We start from the raw sequence: 16573 nt of genomic DNA, 5'->3' as shown, positions 1-16573 counted from the left end.
CCACCCGTCTCGGCTAGCCGCCGAGCTTCTTGACGATGCGCTCGACGGTGAGCCAGGTGCGGGTGGTGATGTCCTTGCCGTATGTCTTCTCCAGCCAGGCCATGAAGTCGGGGGTCTTGCCCGGCGAGCTGTTGTCGATGACCGCGAGGAACGCTCGCGCGTCCGCGTCGTAGCCGATCACCCGAGTGAGCGGGTCGGGCCGCTCGGGCAGGTCGGACGGAGCTGCGGCCGTGTCCTTGAGGAACGTGGCGATCAGATATGTGCCGCGCCCGTGGGTGAGGCCGTGGAACGGATCGGTGTCGAGCAACGCGCGCAGTTCGTCATGACTGCGGATGATCGTGCCACCGCCGATGCCCAGTTCCCGGATCAGCGCCTGCTGAATGCGATCCTCCAGCTCGGGCACATCGGACTCCGCGCTGTGGAAGACGATATTGCCGCTGGCCAGTACCGAACCGACGCCCTCGAAGCCGAGCGATTCGAACACCGCGCGCAATTTCGCGTTGCTCATGTTCGGATTGCTCGGCATGATCCCGCGCAACAGCGCGGCGTAGGCAGTCATAGCGCCGAACCTACTCGTCCGCACCGACGAAGCCGGGCTACTACCGGGCGGCCGCCGGACTCCGCGTCCTTGTCAGGCGGTCTGCGTCGCGCCGTTCTTCTTGCGCGCGATGTCCTCCAGCGCGGCCAGATATTCAGCCCGTTCCTCGGCGCCCGCCTCCCACGCCGCCTTGCGGTTCTTGACCACCTTGGCCGGAGCGCCGACGGCGATGCTGTAGTCCGGGATCTCGCCCTTGACCACGGCGTGCGCGCCGAGCACGCAACCGCGACCGACGCGCGTCTCGCGCAGCACGGTCACCTTGGCCGCGATCCAGGTGTCGGGACCGATGCGCACCGGGCTCTTCACGATGCCCTGGTCCTTGATCGGGACGTTGATGTCGTCCATCTTGTGGTCGAAGTCGCAGATGTAGCACCAGTCGGCTACCAGGGTCGACTCCCCGATCTCGATGTCGAGGTAGGTGTTGACGACGTTGTCCTTGCCGAACACCACCTTGTCGCCGATGCGCAGCGAACCCTCGTGGCAGCGGATCGCGTTGCCGTCGCCGATGTGCACCCAGCGGCCGATCTCCATGCGGCTCAGTTCCGGCGTGGCGTGGATCTCCACCCGGCGGCCGAGGAAGACCATGCCGCGCAGCACGATGTGCGGGTTGGCCAGGCGGAACTTGAACAGCCGGTAATAACGCACCAGATACCACGGCGTGTACGCCCGGTTCGCGAGCACCCAGCGCAGCGACGCCAGCGTCAGAAAACGCGCCTGCTGCGGATCGCGGCGGCGCGATCCCCGCCAGCGCGAGCGCAACGGTGCGCCCCACATGCTCGTCACGAACGGTTCTCCTGTCGTGGTCCTACCGGCCGTCGCCCGCCTCGCGGCGACGGATAGAGCCTATCGCTCGCGGCGGGCACCCCGACGACCGCCCGCGACGACAACGCCGGGACTCGTTCACCCGCGCAAAGGGCTCCCGTACAGTGACTCCTGCGCCGGAGAGGGCGCGGGTGCGAGCCAACGACGACAGGAGTACGGCAGGTGCGAAGCGGCGGCGTACTGGCTACTTCCATGTGGCGACCGTCCCGGAAACGCGCCGCGGCCGTGCTGGCCGCGGTCGGCGCGCTGACCCTGGCCGGTTGCGGCACCGATTACGACGACATCACGGTCGGCACCGGCAAGGGCTGGACCGCCGCCTACCACGACGGCCGCAACAGCGGCACCGCTCCGATCACCGGATCGCGGAAGATCGGATTGAGCTGGCAACGGCCGGTCGGCGGGCCGATCGCCCAGCCGGTCACGCTGGGGCCCGACAGCCAGCTGTTCGTCACCACACGCCTGCAGAACTGCTCGATCTTCTCTTTCCAGATGGCCACCGGCCGCAAGCGGTTCTGCAACGCTCTGGGCCCGAGCGCGATCTCCGCGCCGTCGGCGGTCGACGGGATGACCAACGTCTACGTCGGCGACGACAGCAGGGTGATCTCGTTCAACTACCTCGGGCAACCGCGGTGGGCCACGCCGGTCGCCGGAACACCGGTCTCGGTGCAGTTCACCGGCGACGGAAAGCTGCTGACGATCAGTCAATCCGGTCAGGTCGATGTGTTGTCGCGGCAAACGGGCGAGCGGGCGGTCCCGACACTGCAACTGCTCGGTGAACCCAACTTCCTCGTCAACGCCGGGCTCGGCTGGCCCGACGCGGGCCAGGGACTCGACGACTGCGCCACCGGAGGGCCGCAGTGCCCCGTCGCGAACATCTCCCCCATCGATACGGGCAGCGGCAGCTTCTACGCGACGCTGTGGCAGCCGGGGCGGCCCGCGGCGGCCGTGGTCGCGTTGCGCTACACCGGGGACAAGGTCGTGCGGGAGTGGAGCGCCGAACTGCTGCTGGGCGGCAGTTCCACCAGCCCGGCGCTGTCCGCCGACGGCGGCACCCTCTACGTCGGCGACAACAACAACCGCCTGATCGCCCTGGACACCGCGGACGGGCGGACCAAGTGGGTGCATCGGCTGGACTGGACGCCGCGCGGCGGCATCTCGGTGTCCGACGACGGCCTGATCGTCCCGTCCGGCGAGGACGGTTACCTGCTCGCGCTCCGAGACAAGGGCGACACAGCCGAAACGGCTTGGGAGCGTAAGGATCTCGCGCTGCGCGGATCCGCGGCGCAGACGATGGGCGACACCGGGTACGTCACCGCGGCCATCGGTGACGGGCTCAACCTCGTCACTTTCGACACGCGAACCGGGAGCACGATCGATTCCGACGTCCTGCCGGGCGCGAAAGGAACCACCACCGGCACGTCGATCGGCGCGAAGGGCGAGGTCGTGGTCGCCACCCGCATCGGCGAGATCTTCGCCTTCGAGCCGGAGTAGCGCCGCCACCCGAGCACGCGGTTCCCGCTGGAGTGCCTGAACGAAGCGTTGGCCCCTCGCTGGGCGGCGGACTGATCGCCGCGGAGGACGGGCGGCGCGGCCGCTGCCGCACGGCTCGTCGTCGCCGCACTATCGGCGTCCAGCGGCGACACCCGCGTCGTCACGGGGTGGCACAGACGAAGACCGTCGCGGCGCGGCCGATGCGAGTGATCACGAGCGTGTGCGGCCGGGTGCCACGAGGTTTCAGGCGCGCACGAAGGGCGTCCGGGTCGATGTCGACACCCCGGGCGAGGATTTCGAGGGGGCCGCAATCGCGGCGATGCAGTTCGGCGCGGAGGGCCTTCTCGCGGAAGTCCATGCGGTCGAGGATCCGGAAGCCACGTACGCCCTCGGGGACGGTGTCGCCCGTGAGATAGGCGATGCGCGGATCAAGTTGCCACAGGTCGTTTTTCGCGGCGTAATGACGGACCAGACCGGCGCGCACGACGGCTCCGTCCGGGTCGATGATCCACTGCCCCGGCGCGCGCTCCTCGATGTCGTCTGGTTCGGCATCGCTGATGGTCCAGCCGCCGCCCTTGGACGAAAGTACCGTCGCGCGACGACCGACACCCCGCTCGGCCAGTCCGGAAGACCATAGGCACGCCTCACGCACCGAGCCGTCGAGTGAGACGACCTCCACCTCACCGGACCAATCGAGCCGGTCGAAATCGAGACCGGGAGCGCATTTCACGGCGAGATCGCGGCCCGTGTAGGCCGCGAGCAGATCCGGCAGCGGCGGTTGGAGTTTGGCCGGGTCGTGCGTGCGGCGGCCATCGGCGCGCCGGGCCGGGTCGGCGATGATCACGGTGTCGCGACTGCTCGGGCGCAGGGCATCCGCCCTGGCCAGCAGCACATTTCGGGCTTCCTCCGAGGGACCGGTCGCGAGCGAGCTCCACTCCCCCGCCCCGAGCCGACGCGGCCCCAGATTGTGCGCGGCGATCGCCAGCCGCACCTCGTCCAGATCGCTGCCGAGCACCGCCGGGCACACCCGGGCCAGCTCGACGAGCTCGGCTCCGATCGAACAGGTGATGTCGTGCACCGTCCGTCCGGCCAGCCGCTCGGCGCGCTGCCGTGCCACCAGCGTCGGAGTGGCTTGCTGCAGCGCGTCGTCGGTGAACAGCCACTGCCCGGCGTCGAGGAGCTTGGCGGCTGCTCTGCGCCGCAATCGCACGGTCTCGATCAGGGCCGCCGCCCGATCGCCGTGCGCGCGACGGACCCGCTCCAGATCCCGCAGGTGCGTCGCCGGGGTCAGGTCCAGCTGTCCCACCTCGGCCAGCGCGTCCCAGCCGATCGCGCTACCGAGGTATCCGACATCGTCACGGGTGAAGCGATAGCCCACTACCGGGCTCCCGTAATCGTTCGCACCGTGCCGACCCACCGCAGTCCGGTTGCCGGGACCGTCACCCGCGCTGTGGCGACGGCCCGGCTCGGGTTGCCGGTGCGGGTGATCTCGGCGGCGGCCTGTTCACCGGCATTGTCGGTGGCGATCCCGCGAGCCTTGGTCCGGTCACCGTTTCGGTGACGTTCCGTCTCCGGGTTCCCGCGCGGTGACGCCAGCCGGTTCACCTGGGCAGCATGGTCGCTGCCCAGGTCGGCGATCCGGTCGCGACAGGTCGCGCGAGCCACTACTTTCCGGCGGAGGTTGGCTTCACACCGGTGATCATGGCGTTGTAGAAGAACTGGCGCGGAACGACGCGGCGCATGACGTTCTCGTCCACCCAGCTCAGCCCCAGCCAGGCGCGGTACATGGCCATCCGGTAGCGCCAGGTGAGCTTCTCCGCGGGCACCGCGGCCTCGAACGTGCGCACAGGCCAGCCCCACAGTGCCGCGGCGAACTCCTCGGTCTTGGCCGCCACCTCGACGGCGCCCGCCGAGCGGGCCATCGCCTCCAGGGCGCGCGGATCGAAGGTGTGCAGGTCGACGACCGCTTCCAACGCCGCCGCGCGGGAGGACTCGTCCAGTTCCTCCTGCGGACGCCGCCAGTCGCTGAGCATCGGCAGCTTGGTCACCGTGGTGGTGGCCTTCCAGGTGATCCGGCCCAGCCAGCGCGCGTAGAAGTTGCCGACCGTGGTGGGCTCACCGGCGAACACGAAGCGGCCGCCCGGCTTGAGCACGCGCAGGCACTCCTTGAGCGCGAGCTCGACGTCCGGGATGTGGTGCAGCACCGCGTGGCCGACCACCAGATCGAAGGTGTCGTCCTCGTAGGGAATGGTCTCCGCGTCGGCGACCCGGCCGTCCACGTCCAGGCCGAGGTTCTGCGCGTTGCGCAGCGCGACCTTCACCATGCCCGGCGACAGGTCGGTGACCGAGCCGGACTTCGCCACGCCCGCCTGCATCAGGTTCAGCAGGAAGAAGCCGGTACCGCAGCCGAGTTCGAGCGCCTTGCCGTAGGGCAGTGGCGCGGGGCCCACGGCCAAGTCGAACCGGCCGCGCGCGTACTCGATACAGCGCTCGTCATAGGAAATGGACCATTTGTCGTCGTAGGTCTCGGCCTCCCAGTCGTGGTAGAGCACCTGGGCCAGCTTCGTATCCTTGAGCGCTGCTTCGACCTCTGCCTCGGTGGCGTGCGGGTTCGGCGCGGGGTCGTCGGGACGTACCGTCATGGTCGGCAAGCCTACCCAAATCCGCAGTTGACGCCTGCTATCGGCCCACGAATTCCGCCGACCCTGGACCGTTGGCCAGATAGGAACCTGTTCCTATCAGGCGATCTTCCGTCGTGAACAGGGCGGACCACTCCCCGCGGGCCCGATCGAGGCCGTGCGGACCTGCTTCGAAGACCGCTTTGGCGGCGGCCAGCGCACGGGCGGGACCGCCGACGAACCGGCGCGCCCAGCGCATCGCGGCGGTGTACACGTCGTCCGGCGCGACGACCTCGTCGACGAGACCCAGCGTCTTCGCCTCCTCCGCCTCGACGAATCGACCGGTGTAGACGAGGTCCTTGGCCGGGCCGGGCCCGATCAGCAGCGCGAGCCGCCGGATGCCCGCCAGCGGGATCAGGCCGGTCTCGATCTGCGGCAGACCCAGCTTCACGTTGTCGCCGATGACGCGGCGGTCCGCGCCCAGCGCCAGCTCCAGCCCGCCACCGAGGCAGTAACCGCTGATCGCCGCGACGGTGGGCTGCGGAATCCGGGCCAGGCAGCCGAGGGCGCGCTGCAGGTCGGCCGCCATGGCGTCGGCCTGCTCGCTGCCGAGACCGAACAGTTCGGCCACGTCGTCACCCGCCGAGAACACCCGTTCGTCGCCGTACACGACCACCGCGGCGACCCCCGGGTCCGCCGCGACGGCGTCGGCCGCCTCGGCCAGCTCGCGCACCAGCTGCACGTTCAGCAAGTTCATCGGCGGGCGGGCGAACCGCAGGACGGCCACGCCCCGCGCATCACCCTCCGGCAGCTCCAGGGTCACGAATTCGGCCATGAGAGGCCACGCTACCGGGTCCGCGCCGTCACCAGCGGTGAGGCCCGAAGACCGACCGCGGGGTCACCGACAGCAGGCGTCCGACAGCTGGGCCGCCTCTCTCATGGGCGCACGGATCCTCGGAGTCGCCCGGCGTCGGGTAGGTCGGCGAAGTAGCGGTGGTTGCCGGGGAAGGACAACAGCTGTTCGCCGTCCAGATCGGACAGCACGGGCAGGATCGGGTCGATGGCGCGCTGGGCCGCCAGGATGTCGGCGGTGGAGCGGAATTCGCCGAGCGCTACCAGTTGCGACCACGTCGGGGGGAGCAGCACGTCGACGCCCGAGCGCCAGCGCGCCAGCGCCTCGGCCGGGGTGCTCCACCGCACCTCCGCGGCCTCGGACGTGGCGCCGTCGGCGCGCTGGCCCTCCGGCAGCACCGCGACGAAGAACCGGGTGTCATAGCGGCGCGGCTCGATGACCGGAGTGATCCAGTTCGCCCACGGGCGCAGCAGGTCGGCGCGGAGCACCAGCTTCTCGTCGGCGAGGAACGATGCCAAGGTCAGCTCCCTGCGCTCCAGCCTGCCGCGCGCGTCCCGGTATCCGGTGGTTTCGGAGACGACGCTGTCGGCGGTCGGGCCGGCCAGCAGCACACCGCACTCCTCGAACGTCTCGCGGACGGCCGCGCAGACCAGCGCCTTGGCCCTGGCCTCGGTGGTGGCGAACCGCTGCGCCCACCAGGCGGGCTCGGGACCGGCCCAGGCGATGTCCGCGGTGCCGTCGGACGGATCGACGCCGCCGCCGGGGAACACGGTCATGCCCGCGGCGAACGCCATGGCGCCCACCCGGCGTTGCAGGAAGATCTCCGGCCCATCGGCGCCGTCGCGCACCAGCATCACCGTCGACGCATCCTTGAGCGGCGATGCCGGTCGCTGAGAGTCTGCCTGCGCTTCTGTCTCACTCACCCTTGCACCATAACGGGTGCGATCGGACGCACTCCGTCCACAACCCGCGCACGGCGGAGTCGAGGCCGAGGTACGCCTGAACTCGCGCAGTTGGACGCCAACTCGTCCACAACCGCGTACGACCCAAGCGAAGGCGAAGGTACGCCCGTTGCGCGCTTGGTGGGCGACCGCACACCGACCGGGTCAGCGGCTGCGGTGGCTGCCCGCCCGGCGCGAGCGCCGCGCGAAGTAACGGCCGTCGACCCGATCGAGCGCGATCGATTGCCTGAAGGCGTCGCTGAGGTTCTCCGACGTGAGTACGTCGGAGAGCAATCCCTGCGCCACCACTTCGCCCTCGTTGAGCAGCAGGCCGTGCGTGAACCCCGGCGGGATCTCCTCCACGTGGTGGGTGACCAGCACGATCGCGGGCGCGTCCGGATCGGCGGCGAGATCGCCGAGCCGCTCGACCAATTCCTCGCGGCCGCCCAGGTCCAAGCCCGCGGCCGGCTCGTCGAGCAGCAGCAGCTCGGGGTCGGTCATCAGCGCGCGGGCGATGAGCACCCGCTTGCGCTCGCCCTCCGACAGCGTGCCGTAGGTGCGGTCCGAGAGGTGCTCGGCTCCCAGGCTTTCCAGCATGTCGATGGCGCGGTCGGTGTCCACGTCGTCGTAGCGCTCCCGCCAGCGGCCGAGCACCGCGTAACCCGCGGAGATCACCAGATCGCTGACCTTCTCGTCGACCGGCACCCGGCTGGCCACCGCGGCCGACGACAGGCCGATGCGCGGGCGCAACTCGGTGATGTCCACCTTCCCGATCCGCTCCCCCAGCAGATGGGCGATGCCCGCGGTCGGGTGCAGCTCCGCGGCGGCCATCCGTAGCAGCGAGGTCTTGCCCGCGCCGTTGGGTCCGAGGACCACCCAGCGTTCGTCGAGCTCGACCTGCCAGGTGACCGGGCCGACGAGAGTATGGCCGGAGCGGCGGACGGTCACGTCGGTGAAATCGATGAGCAGATCGGGATCCGGTTGCGGCACGCGCTCCATCTTGGCCCACCCGTGGGGGCACTTGCCAACGCGGGGAGGGAAAACCGAGCCGGTCGGTCGGATCTTTGCGGGAACGCCGCCCGCACGGCCGTATCGGGCGCCCCTCCGACACGCCCGCGCGATGGTTCACCAGGACCGGGCGGGCACCGCGATCACCGTCATCGAGCCCGGCGCCACTTCGGTGTATCCCGCGTCGCGCACGGCGACCGCTGCGCCTCCGGCCACCTGCTCGACCAGCGCGGCCCAGTGCTGCGCGTCGGCCTCGCGCACCGCGCAACGGAAGCCGAGTTCCGCCCAGCGCAGCGCGTGCTCCACCGGCAGCGCACCGGCCAGCAGCATGCTCGCGTGACCCACCTGTGCGGCCGACTTGCCCAGCGTCATCCCGAGCGCGGCGTTCACCCAGAGCACCGGCAGGTCCGGATCGGGCGGCCCTGGCTCGTCGTGCTCGAGATCGGTGCCGCCGATCTGCAGCCGCTTGATCAGCGGATCGACCTGCCCCACCGGCCCCGGGACCAGCGCCCGCGCCTGCGCGCCCTCGATCTCGACGGTGACGCCCGGCACGCCGCACGTCGCGCGCCATTGGGCGCCGCGCGCCCGGCGAGCCACCTTGCGGATTCGCGACCGCTTCCAAGCCAGATAGCGTTCCTCCCACTCGCCACCCGGCCCGACGCGCTCGTCCAGGCACAGCGCCACCGCGGCGGACGCGGCGGCGGCCAGCAGCGCACTGCGCGGCGGCGGATCGGTCTTGGGCAGATGCAGAACCATCTGCATCGCCTGCACCATGGCCGGGTCGTCCGGATCGCCCGCACCGTAGCCCGCAGACAACTCCGTGTGCCGGGCCCGGAACCCTTCGACGTCCGAAATAGTTGCGCCCGTACGGGTTACGCCGTCATCCCGGACGTCGGCACCGCATTCCGGAATGCTCGTCATGGCTTCACCTCGATCGTCAACGAAAACGTCCTGGCCGCTTCCAGTCCCTGCTCCCGCGGGCGCCGGTACTCCATCGTCAACGGCCGCGTCGACCGTCGCGATGCTCCGGAGCCGCCGCACCCCGCTACCGCCAACCCGGCCGGCAGCACAAGCAGGGCCTTCCGCACCCGTCCTCCGATCGCCGAAAGATCAACAGCAGCGAGCCTACCGAGGCGAGCGCCGAGCGGGCCGGCTGATCAGCCCAGCGGTACGCGGCGCAGCAGCCCGTCCCTGGCGTCGGCGGCCTCCACCTCGTGCCGGGTGACCCCCAGGATGAACAGGACGGCGTCCAGGTAGGGATGCGAGAGCGCCGCGTCGGCGACCTCGCGCAGCGCGGGCTTGGCGTTGAAGGCGACACCGAGCCCGGCGGCGTTGAGCATGTCGATGTCGTTGGCGCCGTCACCCACCGCGACGGTCTGTTCCATCGGCACCCCGGCCTCGGCCGCGAACTTGCGCAGCGCGGTCGCCTTGGCCGCCCGATCGACGATCTCGCCGACGACCCGGCCGGTCAGCTTGCCGTCCACGACCTCGAGCGTGTTCGCCTGCACGAAGTCCAGTTCCAGCTCGTGCGCCAGCGGTTCGATCACCTGCCGGAAGCCGCCCGACACCACGCCGCAGCGGAAACCGATCCGGCGCAGCGTGCGGATGGTGGTGCGCGCGCCGGGGGTCAGCTCGATCCGGTCGGCCACTTCCTCGATCACCGACTCGTCCAGTCCGGCCAGCGTCGCGACCCGCTGCCGCAGCGATTCGGCGAAGTCGATCTCCCCGCGCATCGCGGCCTCGGTCACCTTGCGGACCTCGTCCTCCACGCCCGCGTGCGCCGCCAGCATCTCGATGACCTCGCCCTGGATCAGCGTCGAGTCGACGTCGAAGACGATCAGCCGCTTGCCGCGACGGGCCAGCCCCGCTCGCTCCACCGCCACGTCGACCTGCTCGGCCACCGCGACCTCGGCCAGCGCCGTGCGCAGCCGGGAATCGGTGTCCGGGCCGGAGTCGATCGCGGTGACCAGCAACTCCATGCCGGTCACCGGGTAGTCGGCGATACCGCGGATGGTGTCGATGTTCGCGCCCAAGGCGGCCAGTTGCCGCGACACCGCGCTGAACGCGCGCGCGGTGACCGGGCTGCCGAGGATGACCACCGCGTGCGTGGACATCGGCTGCCTGCCGATCGCCGCGTCCACCTCCACGTCGACGTGCATGCCGACGGTATTCATGGCCTCTTCGAGCTCGTCCTGCAACGCCTCGGCGTCGGTCGGGCAGGTGACCAGGACGCCCAGCGTCAGCCTGCCCCGGATCACCACCTGCTCCACGTCCAGCAGGCTCACCTGGTGCCGGGACATGGCCGCGAGCAGCACGGACGTCACACCGGGACGGTCGGGTCCGGTGACGGTGACGAGGACGGTGGTGTCGGCCAACTGATGCGCTCCATGTTCGATGTTCGCCGTCGCTGTGCTGGACGTCGTTGTCGCAACGCACGGTGCGTACTGATCTCTGCAAACGATCTCCACAAACGAGTGTGCACCCGCTGGTGACCAGCGGGTGCACACTCGTCGCGATGAATCCTACGGCGCGACCGGACGTCGTCTGCCCGGCCCCGGCGCGAAACCGCCCTACTTCGCCAGGGCGTTCGGCTCGTGCAGCTCGGTGGCGTGCTTGCCCGAGCCCCAGCCCACGTGCGCCTCGGCGCGCATGCGCTCGACCATGTGCGGGTAGTGCAGCTCGAACGCGGGACGCTCGGAGCGGATGCGCGGCAGCTCGTAGAAGTTGTGCCGCGGCGGCGGGCAGGTGGTGGCCCACTCCAGCGAGTTGCCGTAGCCCCACGGGTCGTCCACGGTGACCACCTCGCCGTAGCGGTAGCTCTTGAAGACGTTCCACAGGAACGGCAGCATCGACGCGCCGAGCACGAAGGCGCCGATCGTCGAGATCGTGTTCAGCGTGGTGAAGCCGTCGCTGGGCAGGTAGTCGGCGTAACGGCGCGGCATACCCTCGGCGCCCAGCCAGTGCTGGACCAGGAAGGTGGTGTGGAAGCCGATGAAGGTCGTCCAGAAGTGCCACTTCGCCAGGCGCTCGTCCAACATCCGGCCGGTCATCTTCGGGAACCAGAAGTAGATGCCCGCGTAGGTGGCGAACACGATGGTGCCGAAGAGCACGTAGTGGAAGTGCGCCACGACGAAGTACGAGTCGGTGACGTGGAAGTCCAGCGGCGGGCTGGCCAGGATGACACCGGACAGACCACCGAAGAGGAAGGTGACGATGAAGCCGATGGAGAACAGCATCGGCGACTCGAAGGTCAGCTGACCGCGCCACATGGTGCCGATCCAGTTGAAGAACTTCACACCGGTCGGGACCGCGATGAGGAAGGTCATGAACGAGAAGTACGGCAGCAGCACCGCGCCGGTGGCGTACATGTGATGCGCCCACACCGCGATGGACAGTGCGGCGATACCCAGGGTGGCGTAGACCAGCGTGGTGTAACCGAAGATCGGCTTACGCGAGAAGACCGGGAAGATCTCCGAGACGATGCCGAAGAACGGCAGCGCGATGATGTACACCTCGGGGTGGCCGAAGAACCAGAACAGGTGCTGGTAGAGCAGGATGCCGCCGGTGGCCGGGTCGTAGATGTGGCCGCCCAGATGGCGGTCGTAGGCCAGGCCGAACAGCGCGGCGGTCAGCAGCGGGAAGGCCAGCAGCACCAGGACGCTGGTGACGGCGATGTTCCAGGTGAAGATCGGCATCCGGAACATGGTCATACCCGGAGCGCGCAGGCAGACCACGGTGGTCAGCATGTTGACGCCACCGAGGATGGTGCCCAGACCGGACACCGCCAGGCCCAGGATCCACAGGTCGGTGCCGACACCGGGCGAGTGCAGGATGTCGGTCAGCGGCACGTACGCCGTCCAGCCGAAGTCCGCGGCGCCGCCCGGGGTGATGAAGCCCGCGGTCGCCATGCTCGCGCCGAACGCGTACAGCCAGTAGCTGAAGGCGTTCAAGCGGGGGAACGCGACGTCGGGAGCGCCGATCTGCAGCGGAAGGATGATGTTGGCGAAGCCGAACACGATCGCGGTCGCGTAGAACAGCAGCATGATCGTGCCGTGCATGGTGAACAGCTGGTTGAACTGCTCGGTCGAGAGGAACTGCAGACCGGGTCGCGCCAGCTCACCGCGCATGAGCAGGGCCATCAGGCCACCGATGAGGAAGAAGCCCATCGACGTGGTCAGGTACATGACACCCAGGACCTTCGGGTCCGTGGTGGTGACCATCTTGTAGATGAACGAGCCCTTCGGCCCGGTCCGAGCCGGATAAGGCCGAGTCGCTTCCAACTGAGGGACTGGCTGGGGCTCTACGGCAGTCACTGATCCTCCTGAAAGGTGCCTTTAGGTCGCTCCGCAGGCTCCGCTGATCGCATCCACCCCGATGTCGGGACAGACGACAGTTCGCTTGCGCTCTTGGCATCGTAAACCGGGCGCGCCCGGGCCGACCGCACGGGTCCTACTCTCTGTCGTAGCTGTGTTGTTCTGCCGCGCCTTCGCGCGGCGTGTTCGCGGCCCCTTCATGGCTCGGGCCGCGAACGGGCAATGCTCGGTCTCGCTTCGCTCGAAAGACATGGTCGCGGTGAGTTGGCGCGTAGTCGGCAACCCATGGGTTGGTTGATTGCGGTGCTGGTGCAGAAACCGACTCGGGTGCCCGTGGCGGCGGTCGGCGACAGCGATACGGCGGAGTAGACCGCCCTCCAACAATTTCGTCCGACCGCGCACCCAGCTCTCCAGGCGAGACGCTGGCCGGGATCGGCGCACCTGCCGACCCTCGGGCGAGTGGCGATCGGCGGCCCCGGCCGGGCGGCGATCGGCGGAGCTCCGCTGCGACCTGAGGTCATCGGTCGCTCGGACTAGTCGCGCCGGGGACCGATGAGTTCCGCGAGCGGTGGGCGTCTGTATCGGTGACACGAGTTCACCTCAGCCAGGAGACCAGCGATGACGACACCGAAGAGCAGCAAGCCCGGCGATCCCTGCTGGGTCGATTTGTACAGCTCCGATCTCGATCGGAGTATCGCGTTCTACCGCGAGCTGTTCGACTGGACCGCGGAGAGCGCGGGCGAGGAGTTCGGCGGGTACGTCACCTTCCGTAAGGACGGGCGCGCGGTGGCGGGCGCCATGGCCCGGATGCCCGGCGACACCGACAGCCCGGAACAGTGGACGGTGTATCTGTCCAGTTCCGACGCGCAGGCCACCGCCGACGCGGCGACCGCGGCGGGGGCGTCGCTGGTCGTGCCGCCGATGGCGGTCGGCGAACTGGGCACGATGGCCGTGCTGGGCGACGTGGGCGGTGCGGGTGTCGGCATCTGGCAAGCCGGGACGTTCCCCGGATTCGAAACCATGGGCCTGGTCTCCGGCGGTCAGTGGCGCGAGCATGCGGGCGCGCCGTCCTGGTTCGAACTGCACACCCGTGCCTACGACGCCTCGCTGACGTTCTACCGGGAGGTGTTCGGCTGGTCGGACGTCTTCACCATTTCCGACGCCCCCGAATTCCGCTACTCCACGATCCACGCCGAAAGCCCGATGCTGGGCGGCGTCATGGACGCCTCGGCTTTCCTGCCCGAGGGCGCCCCCGCGGGCTGGATCGTGTATTTCGGCGCCGACGACGTGGACAAGACCGTCGAGCGGCTCGTCGAACTCGGCGGGAACGTGCTCTCCCCACCCCAGGACACCCCCTACGGCCGCATGTCCGCGGTCAGCGACGCCACCGGCGCCCGCTTCAGCATCGGCGGCAACCGCGCGTGACGCGAACGGCCCGCACAAGACTCCCCACCATGGCGGACCCTCCTGCGGGCCAACGGTTACCAGCGCATAGGCGTCTCACACCGGATTCGCGCTGGTGAACTCCGCCATGGCTTCTCGGATTCTGTCGACGATCACCGGATAGCTACCGGATTCTTCGACTCGAACAGTCAGTTCGTCGCACAACGCGACGAACTGCTCGTCTTCGGGATCGGCGATCAATCTCATATCGGCGATATTCCGCGCTCCGAGATACGGGCCCCGATATCGTCCGGCGACCGCGTACGCCTCGTTCAGGCAGATCAGGCGAACCCCCGCCAACGGGCGTCCCGCCACCTTTCTCTGCTGAAAGAACCGCGTCAGCTCCTCGGCTATCCGGTCCGCGTGCGTCAAGTCGACGGTGTCCGCGTCCAGCCCCTCGATGTCCCGGGCCACGCTGTCCAGCGCCTCCAGCCGCAGCCGATCGAACGGGGTATCCATGGCCGCCGCATCGCTGCTTCCGATGGTGCGCTGTGCGCGGATGGCATGCACCGCAAGAGCATGACTGGAGGATTCGCCGCAATGCACACGGCCACAAAACCGCACCATCTCCGTGAGATCGAGGCGCGATCGCGCTGGCAGGTTCTCGATGGCGGCCTCGGCCTGCCTGGCGGCGGCGATCAACTCGCGTCGTCGTATGCGCATCCGCGTACAGCACCCCCGTTCGAGTCATTACACGGTCGCGCAAGCGAACCACAGAACCTCTGGGATACGGCCGCCCACCGCTTCCACCTCACCCTCGGGACGACCGGCGCCGACATGTACCCTCACTCGCATGCCGGTGAGCGACGTGATGCATGGACGCACCCGAATTCGCGCGATCCGCCATCGGAACAGCGCGGCCGGTCACCGGTGGCGGGCGGTCGTGGCGGCGGCCGCGGCGATTCTCGTGGCGGGATGCGGCGGAACCACCGACGACTCCGCGTCCATCGTGCGCACCACCACCAATATCGCGGGCGCGGGAGTGGTCGGGCTGGAGCGTGACACCACCCGGGCGTGCGCGCTGCCGAGCGCGCCGGATCCGGGTGAGGCCACCCGCAGCGTGACCCACGCGGCCGGCGTCTCCGAGGTGCCCGCCGACCCGCAGCGCATCGTCGTGCTCACCACCTCCGCGCTGGACGCGGTCTGCGCGCTCGGCCTGTGGGAGCGGGTCGTGGGCACGGTGACCATGGACGGGCCGAGTCCGCAGCCCGCCTACCTCGGCACCGGCGTGCTGAAGATCCCCGGCGTCGGCACCGCCGAGCAGCCCGATCCGGCCCGGATCGCGAACCTGCACCCCGATCTCATCCTGGGCGAGATCCCCGCCGGCACAGCGACTTTCACCGCACTGCAGGCCATCGCCCCGACCGTGCTGGTCGGCTCGAACAACAGCTGGCAGGCCGAGTTCGCCGCGTTCGCGGCCGGTCTGGGACGGCGCGGGGCGGCCGAGACCGCACTGCAGAACTACCGAACCGAAGCGCGCGACACCGGCGCCGCCTTGGCAGCGGGCCAGACCCAGGCGTCGGTCGTCCGGTTCACCGCCGACACCGAGCGGGTGCAGGGCAGCGACAGCTTCTCCGGCCAGGTGCTCGGCGACGCGGGCGTGCAGCGTCCCGCCGCCCAGCGCGGCGCCTCGTTCGACGTGCGCGAGGACGAGTTCGCCACGAAGGTGGAGGGCGACGTCATCTATGTGATCCTCGTGGGCCCGGAGGGCAAGAAGCACGGCGAGGCGGTGCTGCGCGGCGACGACTGGAAGGACCTCGGCGCCGCCACCGATCGCCGGGTGTTCGCCGTAGAGGACAGCGTCTGGCACGGCGAGGGCCTCACCGCCGCCCGCGCCCTGCTCACCGATCTGCGCAACACGCTCAACGGCTACGTGACCGACTGACCGGCCCACCCCCTTGGGTGAGGTTTCCCCCACCCTGGGAGTGCGCGGACCAGCGCTGGGGTTGCTGTCGAAAAGCCGTCTCGAGGACGAGATTCAGAGGTACGCCGAGAACCTCTCAATCGACCCCGAGGACACGACATGCACACGCTGACCGATTCGCTCGCCGACAACCTGTACGTCCTGCCGCAAGCGCAGTCCGTCGCCGGGGTCGATCCGCAAGCGGTCGTGGCGTCCGCCGCCGATTGCGACCTCACCTACGCCGAACTCGATCGCTGGTCCAACCGCCTCGCCCGGCTGCTGCTGGCCATCGGCGCGGGACCGGGCACCCGCGTCGCGGTCGCGATCGACCAGCCGATCGAGTCCGTGGTGGCCGAGCGGGCCGCCACCAAGATCGGCGCCATCACCGTCCCGGTCACCGACGACCGCTCCTACGCGCTCGGCACCCCGGTGGGCGTCACCACCAAGGATCAGCAGCCGGAGCGCGCGGACGAGATCACCTGGCTGGTGCTGGACGAGCGCTCCACCTTGCAGCGCTACCTGGCCAGTTCCGCCGCGCCGCTGCGCGCGGCCGATCTGGATCTGCTTCCGAAGACCGCCTGAC

General features: G+C 69.5%; 16 protein-coding genes. 4 read left to right on the top strand and 12 right to left on the bottom strand.

Annotation, left to right across the window (positions count from 1 at the left end):
• Positions 1-13: 13 nt before the first annotated feature.
• The gene (locus QMG86_RS06575; RefSeq protein WP_281878310.1) at positions 14-559 is read right to left on the bottom strand and encodes a DUF1697 domain-containing protein; all 546 of its coding nucleotides are present in this window, start codon (positions 557-559) and stop codon (positions 14-16) included.
• A 72-nt stretch (positions 560-631) separates the two neighbouring features.
• Positions 632-1381: an acyltransferase gene (locus QMG86_RS06570; protein WP_281878309.1), complete on the bottom strand. Its 750-nt coding sequence runs from the start codon at positions 1379-1381 to the stop codon at positions 632-634.
• A gap of 231 nt (positions 1382-1612) precedes the next feature.
• Here QMG86_RS06570 and QMG86_RS06565 point away from each other — a divergent pair, with 231 nt between their 5' ends.
• The gene (locus tag QMG86_RS06565) at positions 1613-2911 is read left to right on the top strand and encodes an outer membrane protein assembly factor BamB family protein (protein ID WP_281878308.1); all 1299 of its coding nucleotides are present in this window, start codon (positions 1613-1615) and stop codon (positions 2909-2911) included.
• A 160-nt stretch (positions 2912-3071) separates the two neighbouring features.
• Here the strand turns inward: QMG86_RS06565 and QMG86_RS06560 are convergent, their stop codons facing one another.
• The 9 genes from QMG86_RS06560 to ctaD all read right to left on the bottom strand — a co-directional run bounded on the left by QMG86_RS06560 (position 3072) and on the right by ctaD (position 12644).
• Positions 3072-4289: a class I SAM-dependent methyltransferase gene (locus QMG86_RS06560; RefSeq protein ID WP_281878306.1), complete on the bottom strand. Its 1218-nt coding sequence runs from the start codon at positions 4287-4289 to the stop codon at positions 3072-3074.
• Positions 4289-4576, bottom strand: coding sequence for a hypothetical protein (locus QMG86_RS06555; protein ID WP_281878305.1), 288 nt, complete (start codon positions 4574-4576; stop codon positions 4289-4291). The genes QMG86_RS06560 and QMG86_RS06555 overlap by 1 nt, the downstream gene beginning before the upstream one ends.
• Positions 4576-5553: a class I SAM-dependent methyltransferase gene (locus QMG86_RS06550; RefSeq protein WP_281878304.1), complete on the bottom strand. Its 978-nt coding sequence runs from the start codon at positions 5551-5553 to the stop codon at positions 4576-4578. The genes QMG86_RS06555 and QMG86_RS06550 overlap by 1 nt, the downstream gene beginning before the upstream one ends.
• A 37-nt stretch (positions 5554-5590) precedes the next feature.
• Positions 5591-6364, bottom strand: coding sequence for an enoyl-CoA hydratase-related protein (locus tag QMG86_RS06545; RefSeq protein ID WP_281878302.1), 774 nt, complete (start codon positions 6362-6364; stop codon positions 5591-5593).
• A 101-nt stretch (positions 6365-6465) separates the two neighbouring features.
• Positions 6466-7236, bottom strand: a complete 771-nt coding sequence (locus QMG86_RS06540) for an NUDIX hydrolase (RefSeq protein ID WP_281880805.1) — start codon at positions 7234-7236, stop codon at positions 6466-6468.
• 252 nt (positions 7237-7488) lie between these two features.
• Entirely contained in the window at positions 7489-8322 is an 834-nt protein-coding gene (locus QMG86_RS06535) for an ABC transporter ATP-binding protein (protein ID WP_281878301.1), read from the bottom strand.
• A gap of 126 nt (positions 8323-8448) precedes the next feature.
• Complete coding sequence (locus QMG86_RS06530) at positions 8449-9252, bottom strand: aminoacyl-tRNA hydrolase (protein ID WP_281878300.1); 804 nt, start codon at positions 9250-9252, stop codon at positions 8449-8451.
• A gap of 236 nt (positions 9253-9488) precedes the next feature.
• Complete coding sequence (gene serB, locus QMG86_RS06525; RefSeq protein ID WP_159838464.1) at positions 9489-10706, bottom strand: phosphoserine phosphatase SerB; 1218 nt, start codon at positions 10704-10706, stop codon at positions 9489-9491.
• 195 nt (positions 10707-10901) lie between these two features.
• A complete protein-coding gene (gene ctaD, locus QMG86_RS06520) occupies positions 10902-12644 on the bottom strand; it encodes an aa3-type cytochrome oxidase subunit I (RefSeq protein WP_084488664.1) in 1743 nt (580 codons plus the stop codon).
• Positions 12645-13262: 618 nt separating this feature from the next.
• Here ctaD and QMG86_RS06515 point away from each other — a divergent pair.
• Positions 13263-14069, top strand: coding sequence for a VOC family protein (locus tag QMG86_RS06515; RefSeq protein WP_281878297.1), 807 nt, complete (start codon positions 13263-13265; stop codon positions 14067-14069).
• A 75-nt stretch (positions 14070-14144) separates the two neighbouring features.
• Here QMG86_RS06515 and QMG86_RS06510 read toward each other — a convergent pair whose 3' ends face one another.
• Positions 14145-14729 (bottom strand): hypothetical protein, encoded by a 585-nt coding sequence (locus tag QMG86_RS06510; protein WP_281878295.1) that lies wholly within the window; start codon positions 14727-14729, stop codon positions 14145-14147.
• Positions 14730-14880: 151 nt separating this feature from the next.
• Here QMG86_RS06510 and QMG86_RS06505 point away from each other — a divergent pair, with 151 nt between their 5' ends.
• Together QMG86_RS06505 and QMG86_RS06500 are read left to right on the top strand one after the other, a co-directional pair.
• The gene (locus QMG86_RS06505) at positions 14881-15972 is read left to right on the top strand and encodes an ABC transporter substrate-binding protein (protein ID WP_281878294.1); all 1092 of its coding nucleotides are present in this window, start codon (positions 14881-14883) and stop codon (positions 15970-15972) included.
• 138 nt (positions 15973-16110) lie between these two features.
• Positions 16111-16572, top strand: a complete 462-nt coding sequence (locus QMG86_RS06500; protein ID WP_281878292.1) for an AMP-binding protein — start codon at positions 16111-16113, stop codon at positions 16570-16572.
• The last annotated feature ends 1 nt before the right edge of the window (position 16573 follow it).

Origin of the sequence: Nocardia sputorum, assembly GCF_027924405.1 — a bacterium.
In the GTDB taxonomy this organism is placed as follows: Bacteria; Actinomycetota; Actinomycetes; order Mycobacteriales; family Mycobacteriaceae; genus Nocardia; species Nocardia sputorum.
The sequence above is the reverse complement of the archived record's forward strand: the minus strand, read 5'-3'. Positions and strand labels throughout refer to the sequence as shown.

What these genes read in the sequence shown, in the direction of transcription:
- QMG86_RS06540 (WP_281880805.1), bottom strand. Translation starts at nt 7,236, where the DNA reads ATGCTGGTGCGCGACGGCGCCGATGGGCCGGAGATCTTCCTGCAACGC.
- QMG86_RS06575 (WP_281878310.1), bottom strand. Translation starts at nt 559, where the DNA reads ATGACTGCCTACGCCGCGCTGTTGCGCGGGATCATGCCGAGCAATCCG.
- QMG86_RS06530 (WP_281878300.1), bottom strand. Translation starts at nt 9,252, where the DNA reads ATGACGAGCATTCCGGAATGCGGTGCCGACGTCCGGGATGACGGCGTA.
- QMG86_RS06505 (WP_281878294.1), top strand. Translation starts at nt 14,881, where the DNA reads ATGCCGGTGAGCGACGTGATGCATGGACGCACCCGAATTCGCGCGATC.
- QMG86_RS06545 (WP_281878302.1), bottom strand. Translation starts at nt 6,364, where the DNA reads ATGGCCGAATTCGTGACCCTGGAGCTGCCGGAGGGTGATGCGCGGGGC.
- QMG86_RS06500 (WP_281878292.1), top strand. Translation starts at nt 16,111, where the DNA reads ATGCACACGCTGACCGATTCGCTCGCCGACAACCTGTACGTCCTGCCG.
- QMG86_RS06535 (WP_281878301.1), bottom strand. Translation starts at nt 8,322, where the DNA reads ATGGAGCGCGTGCCGCAACCGGATCCCGATCTGCTCATCGATTTCACC.
- QMG86_RS06515 (WP_281878297.1), top strand. Translation starts at nt 13,263, where the DNA reads ATGACGACACCGAAGAGCAGCAAGCCCGGCGATCCCTGCTGGGTCGAT.
- QMG86_RS06550 (WP_281878304.1), bottom strand. Translation starts at nt 5,553, where the DNA reads ATGACGGTACGTCCCGACGACCCCGCGCCGAACCCGCACGCCACCGAG.
- QMG86_RS06565 (WP_281878308.1), top strand. Translation starts at nt 1,613, where the DNA reads ATGTGGCGACCGTCCCGGAAACGCGCCGCGGCCGTGCTGGCCGCGGTC.